The sequence below is a fragment of the Serratia sp. HMSC15F11 genome (genome assembly GCF_001808215.1).
GTDB lineage: Bacteria > Pseudomonadota > Gammaproteobacteria > Enterobacterales > Enterobacteriaceae > Serratia > Serratia nevei.
Genome location: NZ_KV792463.1, coordinates 1 through 19,060 on the forward strand (window position 1 = coordinate 1; position 19,060 = coordinate 19,060).

19 protein-coding genes are annotated in these 19,060 nt (G+C 60.4%); 6 read left to right on the forward strand and 13 right to left on the reverse strand.

All coding sequences use genetic code 11. The features are described from left to right. Positions 1-176 precede the first annotated feature (176 nt). The 3 genes from HMPREF3138_RS13290 to zipA all read right to left on the reverse strand — a co-directional run bounded on the left by HMPREF3138_RS13290 (position 177) and on the right by zipA (position 3,506). Entirely contained in the window at positions 177-392 is a 216-nt protein-coding gene (locus HMPREF3138_RS13290) for a DUF3820 family protein (protein ID WP_004936441.1), read from the reverse strand. Beyond that, positions 392-2,413, reverse strand: coding sequence for an NAD-dependent DNA ligase LigA (gene ligA / locus HMPREF3138_RS13295; protein WP_038881314.1), 2,022 nt, complete (start codon positions 2,411-2,413; stop codon positions 392-394). The genes HMPREF3138_RS13290 and ligA overlap by 1 nt, the downstream gene beginning before the upstream one ends. A 79-nt stretch (positions 2,414-2,492) precedes the next feature. Next, a complete protein-coding gene (gene zipA / locus HMPREF3138_RS13300) occupies positions 2,493-3,506 on the reverse strand; it encodes a cell division protein ZipA (RefSeq protein WP_038881310.1) in 1,014 nt (337 codons plus the stop codon). A 221-nt stretch (positions 3,507-3,727) separates the two neighbouring features. Between zipA and cysZ the strand changes: the two genes are divergently transcribed. The 5 genes from cysZ (at position 3,728) to crr (ending at position 8,630) form a co-directional block, all read left to right on the forward strand. Further along, positions 3,728-4,486 carry a sulfate transporter CysZ gene (gene cysZ, locus HMPREF3138_RS13305; protein WP_038881306.1) on the forward strand — a complete coding sequence of 253 codons (759 nt, stop codon included), beginning with the start codon at positions 3,728-3,730 and terminating at the stop codon, positions 4,484-4,486. Between the two features lie 185 nt (positions 4,487-4,671). After that, positions 4,672-5,640 carry a cysteine synthase A gene (gene cysK / locus HMPREF3138_RS13310; RefSeq protein ID WP_038881303.1) on the forward strand — a complete coding sequence of 323 codons (969 nt, stop codon included), beginning with the start codon at positions 4,672-4,674 and terminating at the stop codon, positions 5,638-5,640. Positions 5,641-6,039: 399 nt separating this feature from the next. Next, positions 6,040-6,297, forward strand: a complete 258-nt coding sequence (ptsH, locus tag HMPREF3138_RS13315; protein ID WP_004936458.1) for a phosphocarrier protein Hpr — start codon at positions 6,040-6,042, stop codon at positions 6,295-6,297. Between the two features lie 46 nt (positions 6,298-6,343). Then, positions 6,344-8,071, forward strand: a complete 1,728-nt coding sequence (gene ptsI / locus HMPREF3138_RS13320; protein ID WP_015378671.1) for a phosphoenolpyruvate-protein phosphotransferase PtsI — start codon at positions 6,344-6,346, stop codon at positions 8,069-8,071. Positions 8,072-8,120: 49 nt separating this feature from the next. Then, entirely contained in the window at positions 8,121-8,630 is a 510-nt protein-coding gene (gene crr, locus HMPREF3138_RS13325; protein WP_004936467.1) for a PTS glucose transporter subunit IIA, read from the forward strand. 304 nt (positions 8,631-8,934) lie between these two features. On the opposite strand, the gene HMPREF3138_RS13330 is transcribed toward crr, so the two are convergent. From HMPREF3138_RS13330 to HMPREF3138_RS13375, 10 genes are all read right to left on the reverse strand, one after another. Beyond that, a complete protein-coding gene (locus HMPREF3138_RS13330) occupies positions 8,935-10,257 on the reverse strand; it encodes an ATP-binding protein (RefSeq protein ID WP_038881299.1) in 1,323 nt (440 codons plus the stop codon). A 6-nt stretch (positions 10,258-10,263) separates the two neighbouring features. Next, positions 10,264-10,944 carry a response regulator transcription factor gene (locus tag HMPREF3138_RS13335; RefSeq protein WP_038881296.1) on the reverse strand — a complete coding sequence of 227 codons (681 nt, stop codon included), beginning with the start codon at positions 10,942-10,944 and terminating at the stop codon, positions 10,264-10,266. Between the two features lie 257 nt (positions 10,945-11,201). Further along, positions 11,202-12,083, reverse strand: coding sequence for a cysteine synthase CysM (gene cysM, locus HMPREF3138_RS13340; protein WP_033638551.1), 882 nt, complete (start codon positions 12,081-12,083; stop codon positions 11,202-11,204). 79 nt (positions 12,084-12,162) lie between these two features. Beyond that, entirely contained in the window at positions 12,163-13,251 is a 1,089-nt protein-coding gene (gene cysA, locus HMPREF3138_RS13345; protein ID WP_038881293.1) for a sulfate/thiosulfate ABC transporter ATP-binding protein CysA, read from the reverse strand. Next, positions 13,241-14,116 (reverse strand): sulfate/thiosulfate ABC transporter permease CysW, encoded by an 876-nt coding sequence (gene cysW / locus HMPREF3138_RS13350; protein ID WP_038881290.1) that lies wholly within the window; start codon positions 14,114-14,116, stop codon positions 13,241-13,243. The genes cysA and cysW overlap by 11 nt, the downstream gene beginning before the upstream one ends. Next, positions 14,116-14,955, reverse strand: a complete 840-nt coding sequence (gene cysT, locus HMPREF3138_RS13355; RefSeq protein WP_038881287.1) for a sulfate/thiosulfate ABC transporter permease CysT — start codon at positions 14,953-14,955, stop codon at positions 14,116-14,118. Before cysT ends, cysW begins: the two co-directional genes overlap by 1 nt. Further along, the gene (locus HMPREF3138_RS13360) at positions 14,956-15,978 is read right to left on the reverse strand and encodes a sulfate ABC transporter substrate-binding protein (RefSeq protein WP_038881284.1); all 1,023 of its coding nucleotides are present in this window, start codon (positions 15,976-15,978) and stop codon (positions 14,956-14,958) included. A 200-nt stretch (positions 15,979-16,178) separates the two neighbouring features. Continuing rightward, entirely contained in the window at positions 16,179-17,078 is a 900-nt protein-coding gene (locus HMPREF3138_RS13365; protein WP_038881282.1) for a Dyp-type peroxidase, read from the reverse strand. 182 nt (positions 17,079-17,260) lie between these two features. Beyond that, positions 17,261-17,848: an RpoE-regulated lipoprotein gene (locus HMPREF3138_RS13370; protein WP_038881279.1), complete on the reverse strand. Its 588-nt coding sequence runs from the start codon at positions 17,846-17,848 to the stop codon at positions 17,261-17,263. Between the two features lie 156 nt (positions 17,849-18,004). Beyond that, positions 18,005-18,469 (reverse strand): DUF2919 domain-containing protein, encoded by a 465-nt coding sequence (locus tag HMPREF3138_RS13375; RefSeq protein WP_038881274.1) that lies wholly within the window; start codon positions 18,467-18,469, stop codon positions 18,005-18,007. 175 nt (positions 18,470-18,644) lie between these two features. On the opposite strand from HMPREF3138_RS13375, the gene HMPREF3138_RS13380 reads away from it, so the two are divergent. Beyond that, positions 18,645-19,043 (forward strand): YgiW/YdeI family stress tolerance OB fold protein, encoded by a 399-nt coding sequence (locus tag HMPREF3138_RS13380; RefSeq protein WP_038881272.1) that lies wholly within the window; start codon positions 18,645-18,647, stop codon positions 19,041-19,043. The last annotated feature ends 17 nt before the right edge of the window (positions 19,044-19,060 follow it).

The following is a 19,060-nucleotide window of genomic DNA, read 5'->3' on the forward strand; positions in this document are numbered from 1 at the left end:
TTAAGCGAAGGCGCGGGTGGAGGGGCCGCGCCTTCGGCCCCTCCAATTGCCGTTCATTGCAGTAACAGAGAAATTCTGGGCATTTACGGCAATTCGTCCTGCTCGTCACGTAAAGAGACTGGATAAAAAATACCAGTCAGGCTTAAGTGACCGGCATTAGGCCAAGGCCCGTCAGATCAGCTTTTCTTCAGCGGCTTGACCAGGTGGTCAAGCCCTTCGATTTTTATCGCCAACGTCATCTCCATCAGCATGCCGAGCTTGCCTTTGGGGAATTCGCCCTTGCGGGCGAACCACAGCAGGTACTCTTCGGGCAGGTCGATCAGTACCCGCCCCTGGTACTTGCCGAACGGCATCACGGTATTGGCGATCTCCAGCAGGTTTTCCTTTTCCATCAGTCACCCAGCAGGCGGATCATTTCCGCTTCGTCGATCACGGCGATACCCAGCTCCTGCGCCTTCGCCAGCTTGGAGCCGGCCGCTTCGCCGGCGATCACCAAATCGGTTTTCTTCGACACGCTGCCACTGACCTTGGCGCCCAGCGCCGTCAGGCGATCTTTGGCCTCGTCGCGCGACAGCTGGCTCAGCGAGCCGGTCAGCACCACGGTTTTGCCGGCGAACGGGCTGTCTATCTCTTCGGCGACCACCACCACCGGCGCCGGCCAGTGGATGCCGATCTCGGCGCCCACCAGCTCGTTGATCACCTGCTGATTGAGCGCTTCATCGAGGAAATTGCGGGTGTGTTTGGCCACCACTTCACCGACGTCCGGCACCTCTTTCAGCGCCTCGATATCGGCGGCGAACAGCTTCTCGAGCGATCCGAAATGCGCCGCCAGGTTGGCGGCGGTCGCCTCGCCAACCTCGCGAATGCCCAGCGCATACAGGAAGCGAGCGAAGGTGGTCTGTTTGGATTTCTCCAGCGCATTGACCAGGTTCTGCGCCGATTTCGGCCCCATGCGATCCAGGCCGGTCAGAATGCCGGCGGACAAACGGAACAGATCGGCCGGGTTCTTAACGTACTCTTTGTCCACCAGCTGCTCGATGATCTTGTCGCCCATGCCTTCAACGTCCAGCGCGCGGCGGGAAACGAAGTGCTTCAACGCCTCTTTGCGCTGCGCGCCGCAGATAAGACCGCCGGTGCAGCGCGCGACGGCCTCGCCTTCCACGCGCTCAACGTCGGAGCCGCACACCGGGCAGTGCAGCGGGAACACCACTTCGCGCGCATCCTGTGGCCGACGATCTTCCAGCACCCCCACCACCTGCGGTATGACGTCGCCGGCGCGGCGCACGATCACCGTATCGCCGATGCGCAGCCCCAGACGCTCAATTTCATCGGCGTTGTGCAAGGTGGCGTTGCTGACGGTCACCCCGGCCACCAGCACCGGCTCAAGGCGCGCCACCGGCGTAATCGCGCCGGTGCGGCCAACCTGAAACTCCACTTCGCGCACCACGGTGATCTGCTCCTGCGCCGGGAATTTGAACGCCGTCGCCCAGCGCGGCGCACGCGCCACAAAGCCCAGCGTTTCCTGCAGATCGATATCGTCAATCTTGATCACCACGCCGTCGATGTCGAAACCGAGCTGCGCGCGGTCCTGCTCGACCTGGCGATAAAACGCCAGCACTTCCTCGCTGCCGGTGCGGCGTTGGGCGCGATCGCTGACCGGCAGGCCCCAGGCCTTGAACTGCATCAGGCGCTCAAAATGGCTGCGCGGCAGCTCGCCGCCTTCCAGCAGGCCGACGCCGTAGCAGAAGAAGGTCAGCGGGCGTTTGGCGGTAATGCGCGGATCGAGCTGACGCAGCGAGCCGGCGGCGGCGTTGCGCGGGTTGGCGAACACCTTGCCGTCTTTGCGGCGGGCTTCTTCGTTCATCTGTTCAAAACCGGCCTGCGGCATGAACACTTCGCCGCGCACTTCCAGCCGGCGCGGAATGTTGTCGCCGGTCAGGCGCAGCGGGATGGCGCGAATGGTGCGCACGTTGGTGGTGATGTTCTCGCCGGTGGTGCCGTCGCCGCGCGTCGCCGCGCGCACCAGCTCACCGTCTTCGTACAGCAGGCTGACCGCCAGGCCGTCCAGCTTCAGCTCGCAGCAGAAGGTCAGCGGATCGCTGCTTTTGAGCCTATCCTGCACGCGCTTGTAAAACGCCAGGAAGCTTTCTTCGTCGAACACGTTGTCCAGCGACAGCATCGGCACTTCATGACGCACCTGGTCGAACGCCGCCAGCGGCGCGGCGCCCACGCGCTGGGTCGGTGAATCGGCGGTGACCAACTCAGGATGCGCGCTCTCCAGTTCGCGCAGTTCGCGCATCAGGCGGTCATATTCCGCATCCGGCACTTCCGGCGCATCCAGTACATGATACTGGTATTCATGATGGCGCAGTGTGGCTCGTAGTTGATTGATTTGTTGGATTATCGATTCCATGGCTCACCATCAAAGATAAAAAACCCCCGGCTAGCGGGGGCTTTGTTGTTACGGATGTTCAGTGCGCGCGGCAACCCGGTCAGGCGTTGTTTTCCAACACTTCACGGATACGCGCTTTGTAGGTTTCCAGCTTCTGCGGCGTCATCATGCGGCGCTCGTCGTCCAGCACCACGCCGCCCACGTCGTCGGCGATGCGCTGTGCCGACTGCAGCATCAGCTTGAAGTTCTGATTGGCGTCGCCGTAAGACGGCACCATCATGAACATCGACACGCCCGGCGTGGAGAAGTCGGACATCATGTCAGGATCGAACGACCCCGGCTTGACCATGTTCGCCAGGCTGAACAGCACCGGGCCGCTACCGGCCGGGCTGATATGGCGGTGGAAGATGCCCATCTCGCCAAACTGGAAGCCCGCCTGCAACACGCTCTGCAGCAGCACTTCGCCGCCGATTACGCCGCCCTGATGGGCTGCGACGTGCAGCACCAGCACGGTCTCTTTCAGCTTGGCCTGAATAGGCGCAGCCGCCGGCTGTTGTGGCTGTGGCGCAGGCTCCTGCGCCGGCTTCACTTCCGGCGCCTGCTGCACAGGGGCCGGCTCGGCGTGGAATGCCGGTTCCGCCCCTTGCGGCGCCTCATGTTCATGCGGCAGATCGTCGACGCGCGGCTCACGGCGCGCGGCCGGTTGCGGTTGCTCGGCCTGTTCTTCGTCCGGCGCGTAGTTGTTCAGCAGGATGTCATCATACTCCGGCCGCTGAGACAGCGGAGGCGGCGTCTGATGGGCAGCCGGCTGTACGGCGCGGGGCGCAGGCGCCGAAGCGGGCTTCGGCGCGGCCACGGGTTCTTCGCGTGCGGCATCGAAATGGCCGAATGACGGCTCGTCTTGCGGGTGAGCGGCGCGTACGCGCACCTCACCGACGCCTTCTTCGAGATCGTCGATCGGAGTTTGTTCACGTTCCTTTTGGGAACGTTTGGCTGGGCGATCGCGGAAGAGCGCTGACCGTTCTTTGCGACTGGTCCACAGACCGTGCAATAACAGCGCTATTATGGCGATCGCGCCAACAACGATTAATATCAGACGCAAATCCTGCATCATTGCTATCTCTGTTGTTCCAATACATTGCCACCGCGGCAAACATTCACTCTTTAACTCTATTTGCCCGCGCACACAAGTGCAAGTCCGTGCTGAACTTTATGCCAATAAAGATGATTATACTGCCTTTTTCTGCTGGTTTTTCAGCCAACCCTACCCTAGCCAGTGGAAAATCATCCCTATATGATAATGATGCCTGTTCAGACAACGAGATAACTTAAGATATGTCCTATACGCAGCCCCCTGCCCGCTCAACCAGCGGCATTCACTATTTCGCCGAAGGCTGGCGCCTGATTTCGCGCCCGGGGATTAAACGCTATGTGGTCCTGCCGTTGCTGGTCAACGTGCTGCTGATGGGCTCCGCTTTCTGGTGGCTGTTCAGCCGGCTCGGCGACTGGATCCCGGCGATGATGAGCCACGTTCCCGACTGGCTGCAATGGTTGAGCTACCTGCTGTGGCCGCTGGCGGTCATTTCGGTGCTGCTGGTGTTCAGCTATCTGTTCAGCACCCTCACCAACCTGATCGCCGCGCCGTTCTGCGGCCTGCTGGCCGAACAGCTCGAAGGTAGCCTGACCGGCAAACCGCTGCCGGACACCGGTCTGCTCGGCATCGCCAAAGATCTGCCGCGCATCATGGCGCGCGAATGGCGCAAGCTGATGTATTACCTGCCGCGCGCGCTGCTGCTGCTGGCGCTGTACTTCGTGCCCGGCATCGGCCAGACGGTGGCGCCGGTGCTATGGTTCCTGTTCAGCGCCTGGATGCTGGCGATCCAGTATTGCGACTACCCATTCGACAACCACAAGGTGAGCTTTGCCGACATGCGCCGCGCCTTGCGCCAGCACAAAACCGACAATCTGCAGTTCGGCGCGCTGGTCAGCCTGTTCACCATGATCCCGATCCTCAACCTGGTGATCCTGCCGGTCGCCGTCTGCGGCGCCACCGCGATGTGGGTCGATCGCTACCGCTCGCAATTCGTCCGATAACCGCCGCTTTTTACCGCCGATAGCGCGGGAATTTTCGACAGGGCGCGCATTTCGCGCCCTTATCATTGTGCTTAAAACTTATTTCCTAATAACATATAGATATACCAATTCTTTACTTCCCTGCCGGTACTGTTAGCGTATGCTTTCGATGTTCCCCACATTTTCATAGAGTTAAAGGACGGGCTATGAGCAAGATATATGAAGACAACTCATTAACAATCGGCCATACGCCGCTGGTTCGTCTGAACCGTATCGGCAACGGACGCATTCTGGCCAAGGTTGAATCACGCAACCCGAGCTTCAGCGTCAAATGCCGCATCGGTGCCAATATGATTTGGGATGCGGAACAACGTGGCGTGCTGACCGCCGGTAAAGAGCTGGTGGAGCCGACCAGCGGCAACACCGGCATCGCGCTGGCCTTCGTGGCCGCCGCGCGCGGTTACAAGCTGACGCTGACCATGCCGGAAACCATGAGCATCGAGCGCCGCAAGCTGCTCAAGGCGCTCGGCGCCAATCTGGTGCTGACCGAAGGGGCGAAAGGCATGAAAGGCGCTATCGCCAAGGCCGAAGAGATCGTCGCCACCGATCCGAACCGTTACCTGATCCTGCAACAGTTCAGCAACCCGGCCAACCCGGCCATCCATGAAAAAACCACCGGCCCGGAAATCTGGGAAGACACCGACGGTGAAGTCGACGTGTTCATCTCCGGCGTCGGCACCGGCGGCACGCTGACCGGCGTCAGCCGCTACATCAAGAACACCAAAGGCAAGGCCATCACTACCGTGGCGGTCGAGCCGACCGACTCGCCGGTCATCAGCCAGGCGCTGGCCGGTGAAGAGCTGAAACCGGGCCCGCACAAGATCCAGGGCATCGGCGCCGGCTTCATTCCGGGCAACCTCGATCTGGACCTGGTGGATCGCGTCGAGAAGGTCTCCAACGACGAAGCCATCAGCATGGCGCGTCGCCTGATGGACGAAGAAGGCATCCTGGCGGGCATCTCCTCCGGCGCAGCGGTCGTGGCGGCGGTGAAACTGGCCGAAGAACCGGCGTTCGCCGACAAGACCATCGTGGTGATCCTGCCCTCTTCCGGCGAACGTTACCTGAGCACCGCGCTGTTTGCCGATCTGTTCACCGAGCAGGAATTGCAGCAGTAATTCCACCACTGCACAAATCGCTAAAAAAGCACCCTGCGGGGTGCTTTTTTGTGGACTGGATCAAACTTTATAGCAGTCCAAGATTGCTTTTGCCCGTCGGCTTTAGTATTTAACGGTGCATTATTTCGATGCGCAAAATTAATCCCCCCTCGAGCCCGGTCAAGGCTGAATCGATTTACTCATCTGTCGCCGACGCGTCGAATCGGGCATAATGGGGAGCGGATTGGAACGACGTCTAAAGCCGAGTTTTTTGATCTGAAGTGCCTAACGCGTCGTTTTCTGTTGCATCAACGTTCGCCCCTGTCCATAGTCAGGCGCTATAACCAGACAAGCTAAAGTCAGGCCCCTGGGCTAAACTTTAGCTCCACAACATTAATCCAATAAGTTGGGGAAACATCAATGTTCCAGCAAGAAGTTACTATTACCGCTCCGAATGGTCTGCATACTCGCCCTGCCGCTCAGTTCGTTAAAGAAGCCAAAGGCTTCACGTCTGACATCACCGTGACCTCCAACGGCAAAAGCGCCAGCGCTAAAAGCCTGTTCAAACTGCAAACTCTGGGGCTGACTCAAGGGACCGTAGTGACCATCTCCGCTGAAGGTGAAGACGAGCAGAAAGCCGTTGAGCACTTGGTAAAACTGATGGCAGAGCTTGAGTAATCGGCCCGTCTTTTTAGTTAACACCAGTCAAGAGTAAGGTAGGGTTATGATTTCAGGCATTTTAGTATCACCGGGCATCGCTTTTGGTAAGGCTCTCTTGCTGAAAGAAGACGACATCGTCATCAACCGGAAAAAAATCTCTGCTGATCAAGTAGAGCAGGAAGTCTCGCGTTTTCTGGCCGGCCGCGCGAAAGCGTCCGAACAGCTGGAAGCGATCAAGACCAAAGCTGGCGAAACCTTCGGCGAAGAGAAGGAAGCTATCTTCGAAGGCCACATCATGTTGCTGGAAGACGAAGAGCTTGAGCAGGAAATCATAGCCCTAATCAAAGACGATCTGGCCTCCGCAGACGCCGCCGCCTACACCGTGATCGAAGGTCAGGCGAAAGCGCTGGAAGAGCTGGACGACGAATACCTGAAAGAACGCGCCGCCGACGTGCGCGACATCGGTAAGCGCCTGCTGCAGAACATCCTGGGCATGCCGATCGTCGATCTGGGCTCCATTCAGGACGAAGTGATCCTGGTGGCCACCGATCTGACCCCGTCAGAGACCGCGCAGCTGAACCTGGACAAAGTGCTGGGCTTCATTACCGATCTCGGCGGCCGGACTTCCCACACCTCTATCATGGCGCGCTCCCTGGAGCTGCCGGCGATCGTCGGTACCAGCGACGTGACCAAGCAGGTGAAAAACGACGACTACCTGATTCTGGATGCGGTTAACAACAAAATTTACGTTAACCCGACCGCTGACGTTATCGATCAGCTGAAAGCCGCCCAGAACCAATACATCACCGAGAAAAACGATCTGGCCAAGCTGAAGGACCTGCCGGCGATTACGCTGGACGGCCATCAGGTTGAAGTGTGCGCCAACATCGGCACCGTGCGCGACGTCGCGGGTGCAGAGCGCAACGGCGCGGAAGGCGTCGGCCTGTATCGTACCGAGTTCCTGTTCATGGACCGCGACTCGCTGCCGACCGAAGACGAGCAGTTCCAGGCTTATAAAGCCGTGGCGGAAGCCATGGGCTCGCAGGCCGTGATCGTCCGCACCATGGACATCGGCGGCGACAAAGACCTGCCGTACATGAACCTGCCGAAGGAAGAGAACCCGTTCCTCGGCTGGCGCGCTATCCGCATCGCGATGGACCGCCGTGAAATCCTGCACGCCCAGCTGCGCGCCATCCTGCGCGCCTCGGCGTTCGGCAAACTGCGCATCATGTTCCCGATGATCATCTCCGTGGAAGAAGTGCGCGATCTGAAAGGCGAAATCGAGACGCTGAAAGCGCAGCTGCGCGAAGAAGGCAAGGCGTTTGACGAGAGCATCGAAGTGGGCGTGATGGTGGAAACACCGGCTGCGGCGGTCATTGCTCACCACCTGGCGAAAGAAGTCGACTTCTTTAGTATTGGGACAAACGATCTAACCCAGTATACTCTGGCGGTAGATCGCGGCAACGAGCTGATTTCTCATCTCTATAACCCGATGTCCCCATCAGTGCTTGGCCTGATCAAACAGGTTATTGATGCATCTCACGCGGAAGGCAAGTGGACCGGCATGTGCGGCGAACTGGCTGGCGATGAGCGTGCTACACTGTTGTTATTGGGCATGGGGCTGGATGAGTTCAGCATGAGTGCGATTTCAATCCCGCGCATCAAGAAAATTATTCGTAACACGAATTTCGAAGATGTGAAGGCGTTGGCAGCGCAGGCCTTGGCACAGCCAACGGCACAAGACCTGATGAATTGCGTCAATAAATTCATCGAAGAAAAAACGCTCTGCTAAACTTCCACGACACTGGAACGCCGCCCAATTTAATGCTTAGGAGAAGATCATGGGTTTGTTCGATAAACTGAAATCTCTGGTTTCTGATGACAAGAAAGACACGGGCACTATCGAGATCGTCGCTCCCCTTTCTGGCGAAATCGTCAATATCGAAGATGTGCCGGACGTAGTGTTTGCTGAAAAAATCGTTGGCGACGGTATCGCCATCAAACCGGCCGGCAACAAAATGGTTGCTCCGGTTGACGGCACCATCGGTAAGATTTTCGAAACCAACCATGCATTCTCTATCGAATCCGACAGCGGCATTGAGCTGTTCGTCCACTTCGGCATCGATACCGTAGAACTGAAAGGCGAAGGCTTCAAACGCATCGCCGAAGAAGGTCAGCGCGTCAAGAAAGGTGACGTGGTTATCGAGTTCAACCTGCCTCTGCTGGAAGAAAAAGCCAAGTCTACCCTGACGCCGGTCGTTATCTCCAACATGGACGAGATCAAAGAGCTGATCAAACTGTCCGGCAGCGTGACCGTTGGCGAAACCCCGATCATCCGCATCAAGAAGTAATCGCGAATGAGCAAGAAAAACGGCGCCCTCGGCGCCGTTTTTTTATCCCCTTCGTCTTTCGAACCGCAGCGTTGTTGCCCGCACGTGCTCACCCCGGTCACTTACCGGAACCGGAGTAAGCTCCCGGGGATTCCCCTGCTTGCCGCCTAGCTGCAATTCGAAATCCTTTGGGTATGCCGCGGATAATAGACGTTATCGGCGCAGGCAGTTTGAACATGGACAGCGCGCAACCTTCGGAGCGTACACGCAGTACGTGACGAAGGCGAGCACTGCCCTGGTTCAAAATGGCAAGTAAGATAGTCTATTATTGCCAGCGCGGGATACGCAGGGTAATGACCAGCCCCTCTTTATCGCCGTTGCGCGCCTCAACCTGGCCGCCGTGCGCCAGCACCACCTTGCGGGTGATCGCCAGCCCCAGGCCGTAACCCTTGCCCGACAGCGCCGACTTCACGCGCACGAACGGATCGAAGATGCTCGACAGCTTCGCCTCCTCGACTCCCGGCCCCTGATCGCTGACCGCGATCTGGAGCTGGTTATCGACGCGCGTCAGCGCCACCGTCACCCGTTGGCCGTGGCTGGAAAAGCGCAGCGCATTGCGCACGATGTTGTCCACCGCTCGCCGCATCAGCTCCGCATTGCCCTTGACGGTGTACTCCACGTCCGACTCGGCCTGCAGCACGATATCCACGCCGGGCACCTGCGCCTCGTAGCGTGCATCGCTCACCACCGCATCCACCAGGCCGTACAGATCGAAATACTCCTCGTCCGGCAGGCTGCTGTGTTCGGCGCGCGACAGCGCCAGCAGCTCGCCGATCATCTTATCCAGCCGCCCCGACTCGTGTTCGATGCGCTTAAGCGAGGTTTCGACGTTGCCGGCATTCTGTCGCGCCAGGCCGATCGCCAGCTGCAGGCGCGCCAGCGGCGAACGCAGCTCGTGCGAAACGTCGTGCAACAGCTGCTCGCGGGCGCTGACCAGCAGCTCCAGCCGCTCGGCCATGGTGTCGAAATCGCGCGCCACGTCGGACAGCTCGTCATGACGGCGGCGCATTTTCGGGAACAGCCGCACCGACAGATCGCCCTGCGCCACCCGATCCAGGCCGCCGCGCAGCTGACGCATCGGCCGGGTCAGGTTCCAGGCCAGCACGGCGCTGAACAGCAAACCGCCCAGCCCGCCGACCCACAGCATCGGCGCAGGAATGTTGAAGAAATGGGAACGCCGCTCCGGCCGATATTCTTCCCGCAGCCCGCGCACGTTATAACTCAGCCAGTATCCCTGCCCTTCCCCGGTTTGCACCCAGGCAGAGATTTCCTTCGGCATCCGCCGCCCTTCAAATACCGGTTCTTCCGGCGCGGGCGGCGGCGGTTGGGTCATCGGCGTCACCGACAGCAAACGCCTGTCGTCCTCGGGCCAATCGCGCATCAGGGCTTCCAGCGCCGGCATGCCGCCGCTGCGCAACTGGGTAGCCGCCGAGGTCAGCTGCAGGCCGATGACCCGCCGCGCCATGGCGTTTTCCGGCGGCACATAGCGATCGCCATACAAAGAAAACGCCACCCACAGGGCCTGCGTCATGATGAGGAAGGTCAGCCAAAAGCCGAGCAAGATTTTCCAGAACAGTCTTCCGCGCATGTCAGGTTACCGAATGCGATAGCCGATGCTGCGCACCGTCTCGATGCTCAGCGTATTGCCGGCCAGCGCGCTCAGCTTCTGGCGGATATTGCTGATATGCACGTCCACGCTGCGATCATAGGCCTCGCGCGGTCGCCCCAGCCCCTTCTCGGACAATTCATCCTTCGACACCACGCGATCCGGCGCGCGCAACAACAGCTCCAGCAGATTGAATTCCGAAGCCGTCAGATCAAACGCCTTACCGCGCCATTCGCTGCTGCGGGTTGAAGGGTTCAGCGTCAACTCGCCGAAGCTGATGGCGGCTTCGTCGTCCGCCTCCTGCGGCCGCTCTTCGAAACGGCGCAACACCGCGCGCAGACGCGCCACCAATTCGCGCGGGTAGCAAGGTTTGGGCATGTAATCGTCGGCGCCCATCTCCAGGCCAATCACCCGATCGATGTTGTCGCCTTTGGCGGTCAGCATGATGATCGGCAGCCGGCTCTTCTTACGCACGTCGCGCAGCACGTCGATGCCGCTCATGTCCGGCAGCATGATATCGAGGATCATCGCGGTATAGTCGCCCGACAGCGCACCCTCTACCCCCGCCTTGCCGGTCAGCACCAGCGTAGCGTCGAAGCCTTCGCCCGTCAGGTATTCGCTCAGCATGGTGCCAAGCTCCAGGTCATCGTCGACCAGTAAAATTTTCATGCCTTGCTCCTTCACCGATTTTCGTTATTTTCCCGCCAATTCCGCCGGCCCGCAGCCGGTTTTACTCAATCCTTACACATCGCGGTTCGCGTCACGCCACCGTTATTGTGGCTGCTGTCGCGCGATTTCTCTACTTCTGTCAGGGTATTGGCGTGCAGACAGGCGCCGGCCACCGCGCAGGCGGGCCGGCTATGCCGTCGGTCAAAAGGGAAGTGAGAGGGGTTTTCCCGGCGGAACGCGCCGCCGGGAGGGCACATTCAGTCGAACACGCCGGTAGAGAGGTAACGGTCACCGCGATCGCAGACGATCGCCACCACGACGCTGCCCGGGTGGGCCGCCGCCACGCGCAGGGCGCCGGCCACCGCGCCGCCGGAGCTGACGCCGCAGAAGATGCCTTCACGCTGCGCCAGCTGGCGCATGGTCTGCTCGGCATCGCGCTGCTCGATATCCAGCACCTGATCCACCAGCTCAGGGCGGAAAATGCCCGGCAGGTAAGCGGGCGCCCAACGGCGAATGCCGGGGATGCTGCTGCCTTCTGCCGGCTGCAGGCCGATAATCTGCACCTGCGGATTCTGGCTCTTCAGGTAACCGCCCACGCCGGTAATGGTACCGGTGGTGCCCATGCTGGAAACGAAGTGCGTGATGCGTCCTTCGGTCTGGCGCCAAATCTCCGGGCCGGTGGTGGTGAAGTGGGCGTAGGGATTGTCGAGATTGTTGAACTGATCCAGCACCTTGCCCTGCCCCTGACGCTGCATCTCCAGCGCCAGATCGCGCGCCCCTTCCATCCCCTGCTCACGGCTGACCAGGATCAGCTCGGCGCCGTACGCGCGCATCGCCGCCTGCCGCTCCAGGCTCATGTTCTCCGGCATCAACAGCTTCAGCGTATAGCCTTTGAGCGCGGCGATCATCGCCAGCGCAATGCCGGTATTGCCGCTGGTGGCCTCGATCAGCACGTCGCCGGGCTTGATCTCGCCGCGCAGCTCCGCCTGCTGGATCATCGCCAACGCAGCGCGATCCTTCACCGATCCCGCCGGGTTATTACCTTCCAGTTTGACCCATACCTCGCTGCCCGCCTGGGCGGCCAGCCGTTGCAGTTGTACCAGCGGGGTGTTCCCGATGCATTGTTCGAGCGTTGTCACGATCTTTGCCTGTGTTGGTGTGCGTAAAGTAAAAAGGCAACCCGCGGGTTGCCTTGAAGAAAAGGGCAGCTAAAACCTATCAGGCACTTTTGGCTAACGCAACAGGTTGCAGCAGTTGATCGCCGGCATACAGCCGCGCATTGAGGCTGCCGACGTAATAACGGCCGCCGCGTACCGGGGTTGGATTGCCTTCCGGCAACACCACGCCGATCGGTTCCTGATGCCAGCCGATCGGCTGCACCGTCAGCTGCCAGAAGTGGCCACGCGGGCTGACTTCCAGCACCTGCACCGGCAGCGGGCAACGCTCGCTGCTTTCGGTCGCCACTTCCATTTCCCACGGGCGCAGAAACAGATCGACGCTGCCCTGGTGCATCGGCTGGAACGACAGCGGCCACTGGTGCGCGCCGACGAACAGCTGGGAGCCGCGAATTTCGCCGTTCAGGCGGTTCACTTCCCCCATGAACTCCAGCACGAAGCGGCTGGCCGGTTCGCGCATAATCTCTTCCGGCGACCCGACCTGTTCGATATTGCCCTGGCTCATCACCACGATGCGGTCGGCCACTTCCATCGCCTCTTCCTGATCGTGGGTGACGAACACGCTGGTGAATTTCAGCTCTTCGTGCAGCTGACGCAGCCAGCGGCGCAGCTCTTTGCGCACCTGCGCATCCAGCGCGCCGAACGGTTCGTCCAGCAGCAGAATTTGCGGTTCCACCGCCAGGGCGCGCGCCAACGCCACGCGCTGTTTCTGGCCGCCGGACAGCTGAGACGGATAGCGGTTGGCCAGATGGCCCAGCTGTACCATTTCCAGCAGCTGGGTGACTTTCTGTTTGATCGCCGCGGCGTTCGGCCGCTCGCGGCGCGGCAGCACGGTCAGGCCGAAGGCGATGTTGTCGAACACCGTCATGTGGCGGAACAGCGCATAGTGCTGAAACACGAAGCCCACGCGCCTGTCGCGCGCGTGCATGTGGCTGACGTCGGTGCCGTGGAAGCCCAGCTTGCCGCCGCTCTGGCTTTCCAGCCCGGCAATGATGCGCAGCAGCGTGGTCTTGCCGGAACCGGACGGCCCGAGCAGCGCCACCATCTCGCCGGAAGCAATATCGAGCGAGATATCGTTCAATACCTTGGTGCGACCGAAGGACTTGTTGATGCCGTTAATCTCAATGCTCATGATTTTCCTCCCGCTCGAGACGCGCGTTTTGACGTTCCAGACGCCACTGCAGCGCGCTCTTCAAAAATAGGGTAACGATCGCCATCAGGGTCAACAGGGCGGCGGCGGTAAAGGCGCCGACGGTGTTGTAATCCTGCTGCAACAGCTCGACCTGCAGCGGCAGGCTGTAGGTTTCGCCGCGAATCGAACCGGACACCACCGACACCGCGCCGAACTCGCCGATGGCGCGCGCGTTGGTCAGCACCACGCCGTACAGCAGCGCCCAGCGAATGTTGGGCAGCGTCACGCGGCGGAACATTTGCCAGCCGGACGCCCCCAGCAGAATGGCGGCCTCGTCTTCCTGGCTGCCCTGGCTGAGCATCATCGGCACCAGCTCGCGCACCACGAAGGGGCAGGTGACGAAAATGGTCACCAGCACCATGCCCGGCCAGGAGAACATGATCTGGATGTTATGCGCATCCAGCCAGCCGCCCAGCAAGCCGTTGCTGCCGTAAAACAGCAGGTAAATCAGCCCCGCCACCACCGGTGAAACGGCGAACGGGATATCGATCAGCGTCAGCAGCAGCTGGCGGCCGGGGAAGGTGAAGCGCGTCACCAGCCACGCCAGCAACGTGCCGAACACCAGGTTGAACGGCACGGTGATCAGCGCGATCAAGACCGTCAGCCAAATGGCGTGCAGCATGTCTGGATCGAGCAAGTTGCTCCACATCGCGCCGAACCCTTTGGAAAAGGCCTCGGCGAAAATCGACATCATCGGCACCACCAGCAGCAGCACCGAGAACAGCGCGCCGATGGCGATCAGCGTCCACTTGCCCCAGTTGACGCGCGGGCGCTCGGCGCCGTTGAAGGCGGAAACATCGGCCATCAGTGCACTCCTCCCAAACGTCTGCCGAAGCGGCTTTGCAATACGTTAATGCTGAACAGCAGCAGCAGCGACGCCGCCAGGATCACCGAGGCGATGGCGCTGGCCGCCGGGTAATCAAACTCCTGCAAACGCACGAAAATCATCAGCGAGGTCACTTCCGTCTTCCAGGCGATGTTGCCGGCGATGAAAATCACCGCGCCGAACTCGCCCAGGCTGCGGGTAAAGGAGATGGCGGTGCCGGCCAGCAATGCCGGTGCCACCTCGGGCAACACCACGCGGCGGAAACTCTGCCAGCGCGTAGCGCCCAGCGTCTCGGCAGCCTCTTCGTATTCCGGCCCCAGCTCTTCCAGAACCGGCTGCACGGTGCGCACCACAAACGGCAGGCTGGTGAACGCCATCGCTACCGCGATCCCAAGCCAGGTAAAGGTGACCTTGATGTCGAAGTGCGCCAGCCACTGACCGTACCAGCCGGTGGTGGAAAACAGGCCGGCCAGCGTCAGGCCGGCCACCGCGGTCGGCAGCGCGAACGGCAGATCGATCAGGCCGTCCAGCAGCGAACGGCCGGGAAAACGGTAGCGCGTCAGGATCCAGGCCATCAGCATGCCGAACACCGCGTTAAACAGGCTGGCGACGCCGGCCGCCAGCAGCGTCACTTTATACGCCGCCACCACCTGCGGGTTGGAAATCACTTCCCAATATTGCGCCAGGCTCATCTGTGCCAGCTGCATCACCAGCGCGGTGAGCGGCAACAGCAGGATCAAACAGGTATAAAACAGGCTGCTGCCGAGGCTGAGGCCAAATCCGGGCAGCACCCGCTTACTGGACGACAACGCCAACATTTACTTGCGCCCTGCCGCTAACAGCTGATCCAACTCGCCGCCGGTGGCGAAGTGGGTTTTCATCACCTGCGGCCAGCCGCCGAACTGGTCTTCCACGCGGAACAGTTGGGTGTCCGGGAATTGCCCCTTCGCCGTCGCCATCGCTTTCTGGTCATACACGCGGTAGTAGAAGCTGGTGATCACCTGCTGCGCCGCCGGGCTGTAGAGATAGTTCAGATAGGCTTTGGCCGCCTGTTCGGTACCGTTGCGCTCGACGTTTTTGTCGACCCAGGCCACCGGGAACTCCGCCAGAATATCGACCGGCGGTACGATCACTTCGTATTTGTCTTCACCGTATTGCTTGCGAATGTTGTTCACTTCGGATTCGAAGCTGATCAGCACGTCGCCCAAGCCGCGCTCAACGAAGGTGGTGGTCGCACCGCGACCGCCGGTATCGAACACCAGCACGTTTTTCAGGAAGCGAGTCATGAAGGCGCGGGTCTTGGCCGGATCGTTGCCGTCGGCCTGATTGGCGGCGCCCCAGGCGGCCAGATAGGTGTAACGGCCGTTACCGGAGGTTTTCGGGTTCGGGAACACCAGCTTCACGTCGTCGCGCACCAGATCGTTCCAGGTGTGGATGCCCTTCGGGTTGTCCTTGCGCACCAGAAACGCCATGGTGGAGTAGAACGGCGAACTGTTGTTCGGCAGGCGCGCCTGCCAGTCCGCCGGGATCAGCTGCCCGCGATCGTGCAGGATCTGCACGTCGGTGACCTGGTTGTACGTCACCACGTCGGCGCGCAGGCCCTGCAGGATCGCCAGCGCCTGCTTGGAGGAACCGGCGTGCGATTGTTTGATGGTCAGCTTGTCGTTCGGATGCTGTTGATTCCACTGCTGTTCAAAGCCGGGATTCAGCGCGACGAACAATTCACGGGAAACGTCATAAGAGCTGTTCAGCAATTCCGCCGCCGACGCGGCGCCGCTCGCCAACAGCGCAGCCGCCAGCCAACCTTTCAGCACGAGATTTTTAACCCGGTTTTGTTTCATTCTGCACCTTATCACTGAGTCATTCCTTCAGGCTTTCGCCTTATTGACGACCAGTGTATTTATAACTCGGTGCGGAGCTGTAACGCTTTTATATACCGTTTAGTGATTTACAAGCATCAAACGCTATAAGGCAGGGAATGCGAGGCGTTTTCGGGACGGGAAACGGGCCGAAGCCGGGCGCGCCGGCTTCGGCAACGGCGTCACAGTGACAGCAGGCGCGTCAGCGATGGCGCAAAGTAGTAGCTGCCGGTAACCGCACGGCTGAAACGCAGCATCGCGTCGCGTTTGCCGTCCAGATCGCCGAACATGCTCAGCAGCTGCTGCTCGATATTGTGCAGGCGTGCGCAATAGGCGATGAAGAACAGACCATGCTTGCCGCTGGCGGTGCCATAAGGCAGGCTCTGGCGCAGAATTTTCAGGCCTTTGCCGTTCTCTTTCAGATCGACGCGGCTGACGTGCGAGGTATCCGGGCGCTGATCGGCCGGCAGCTCTTCGCTGTCGCGCTTGGTGCGACCGATGATCTGCTCCTGCTGTTCGGTGGTAAAGCGCTGCCACTGGCGCAGGTTGTGCTCATAGCGCTGCACCAGCACGTAGCTGCCGCCTGCATCTTCTTCGCCTTCGGCAATCGTCGCCACTGCCGGGCGCTGCTCGCCCTGCGGGTTTTCGGTACCGTCGATGAAACCGCTCAGATCGCGCTCTTCCACCCAGCGGAAACCGTGGGTTTCTTCTTCAATCTTGATGGCGTTGCCGAACGCCGCCAGTGCCGCCTGCGCCAGCGTGAAGTTGACGTCGTGACGCAGCGACTGAATGTGGATCAGCATATCGCGCTGGGTGGCCGGCGCCAGCCCTTTGCCGAGCGGCGTGAACGGCTTCAGCTCTTTCGCACCCTGGCCGTTGGAAAGATCGTGCCAAACGTCATAGCCGAAAGCGATCACCGCGCCGAGACGCGCATCGGGAAACTGCTGCTGCAGCTCGCTCAGCGTCTGACAAAACTGTTTGCAGCCCTGGCGCAAGTCGGCGAATTCGCCCTGTACGGTGGCTTCCATAAAAATGGCGAAACGGCAGTGCTCCAGCAGAATGCCGCTCTGAACCTGTGTCATGTTGTTATCCTCAATACCAGAATCCGGCAACAGGTAAGGTATGGCGGTTGACGCGCGGGTTCCCTGTTACAAACGCGCGCTATCATACCGCAAGCACGGGCGATTGCCTTGCAGCAGCGCAAAGAAAATAGGGGTAATGGCTTGAAAAGGCAGGCGCCGTGAACCGGCGCCCGTTGAACATATTACTGCTGCGGCTTGGCGTGCCAGATGATTTTGCTGACCGTCCAGCTTTTCAGGGTGTCGTCCGGCGGGATGATGTCCTGCGCCCCGGCCCACTTGCCGCTAAAGATATAGGTAACGTACTTGCTCTGTTCCGCCACGCACTCCACTTTGCCGGCGTCTTCGCCGCTGCCCGGTTTACAGGAGCCGAACGCTTTGCTGTACATATCGCCGAACGGCGTGCCGAGCTTGTTGCCCCACTCCGTTGCCACTTTCTGATCCATTACGTCTACCCGCTGCACGTGCCCTTTCGGCTCGCCGGTGATCACCAGCTTCACTTCGTCGCCGGACAGCGCCTGGTAATAAGAGACGATCTGGCCGTTGCTGGTCGCCATGCCGCCGCGCAGGCGGTAGTTGCCGTCCAACCCGTCGTTGATGGCGCTTTCCGACATCGGCGTGCCGGCGTTGAGCTTGCCGACGCCCTTGGCGCCGACCTCCAGGCTGCTGCCGAACCAGTTGAACGGCGACAGGCTGGACCAGGAGAAATTGGACATGCTCGAACAACCGGTCAGTAACAGCGGAAGCCCTAACAACAGGGGGCGAATATTCATCTCTAGCTCCTTAAACATCAATGGCACGGGGCGGTAACCCGCCGCTGCCGCACTCGGCGTTTTGCTGCGTGCCAGCCTCTCACAACGGCCCGCACTACGCCAACGGTTGCCAGCTTGGAGTGCGGAAAATGCGAAAAGTGCCGCACTTCTCGGCAATTAGTCGGCGTGCTCCGCCGGCGCAAAACAGGCTTTCAGGCGCGCATTCAACAGCAGATAGCTCAGCGCCAGCGCATCGAGCAGCACCAACGCCAGCTCCAACCCCGGCGCATCGCCGTCCTGGCGCCACAGGCTGAACAGCGAGCCACCGAACGACGCCAGCACGGAGATAACCAGCCCCCAGCGCCAGCCGCTCCACAGCCGCGGCCATTGGTGGCGACGGCCGCTCAGCAAAAACGCCAGCGCCGCCGGCAGGCCGAGCAGCATGCCGTACCAAAAGCGTTGGGTATCCGGATAAAACAGCGCCAGCAAGCTTTCGCCCTGCTCACGCGAAGCGCCGGCCATCACGAACAGCAGCCAGGTGCGCGCCTGCAGTATCAGCACGGCCCAAAATCCCAGCGGCAGCCGCAGCGCGCCGTGCTGGTCGTAATCGTCCGGGGAAAAACGGGGTGAGAATGGCTTCAACGATCGTTCCTTGCCAACAGAATAAAGACTATGGCTACAGATGGGCGCCGGCGGCGTGAATTTCAATGCGTCGGCTTAAGAAGCTCTTAAGATCGGCGTGTTTTAATCCTTATCACTGAGCAAGCAACCCGATATCAGCGGGATGTGATTTTCGATAACGATAAGGAAGCGCAACATGAAAAAACTGACTCTGGCCGCTCTGATCGCGCTGTGCAGCGCACCGGTACTGGCGCAACAAGGCGGGTTCCTCGATCCGGCCGCGCCGCAGGCCCAAACGCAAACCACCGCACAAGGCGGTTTCTCCGGCCCCAGCGCGGCGCTGACCACCGTGGACAAGGTGAAATCGATGAGCGACGACACCTGGGTGATGCTGCAGGGCAACATCGAGCAGCGCATCGGCGACGAAACCTATACCTTCCGCGACGCCACCGGCACCCTGACGGTCGATATCGATCGCAAACGCTGGAACGGCCAAACCGTTACGCCAAAAGACAAGGTGCAGTTGGAAGGCAAAGTGGATAAAGACTGGAACAGCGTCGAAGTGGACGTGAAAACCGTCAAAAAGCTGCCGTAATGCACTGTGGCGGGCGG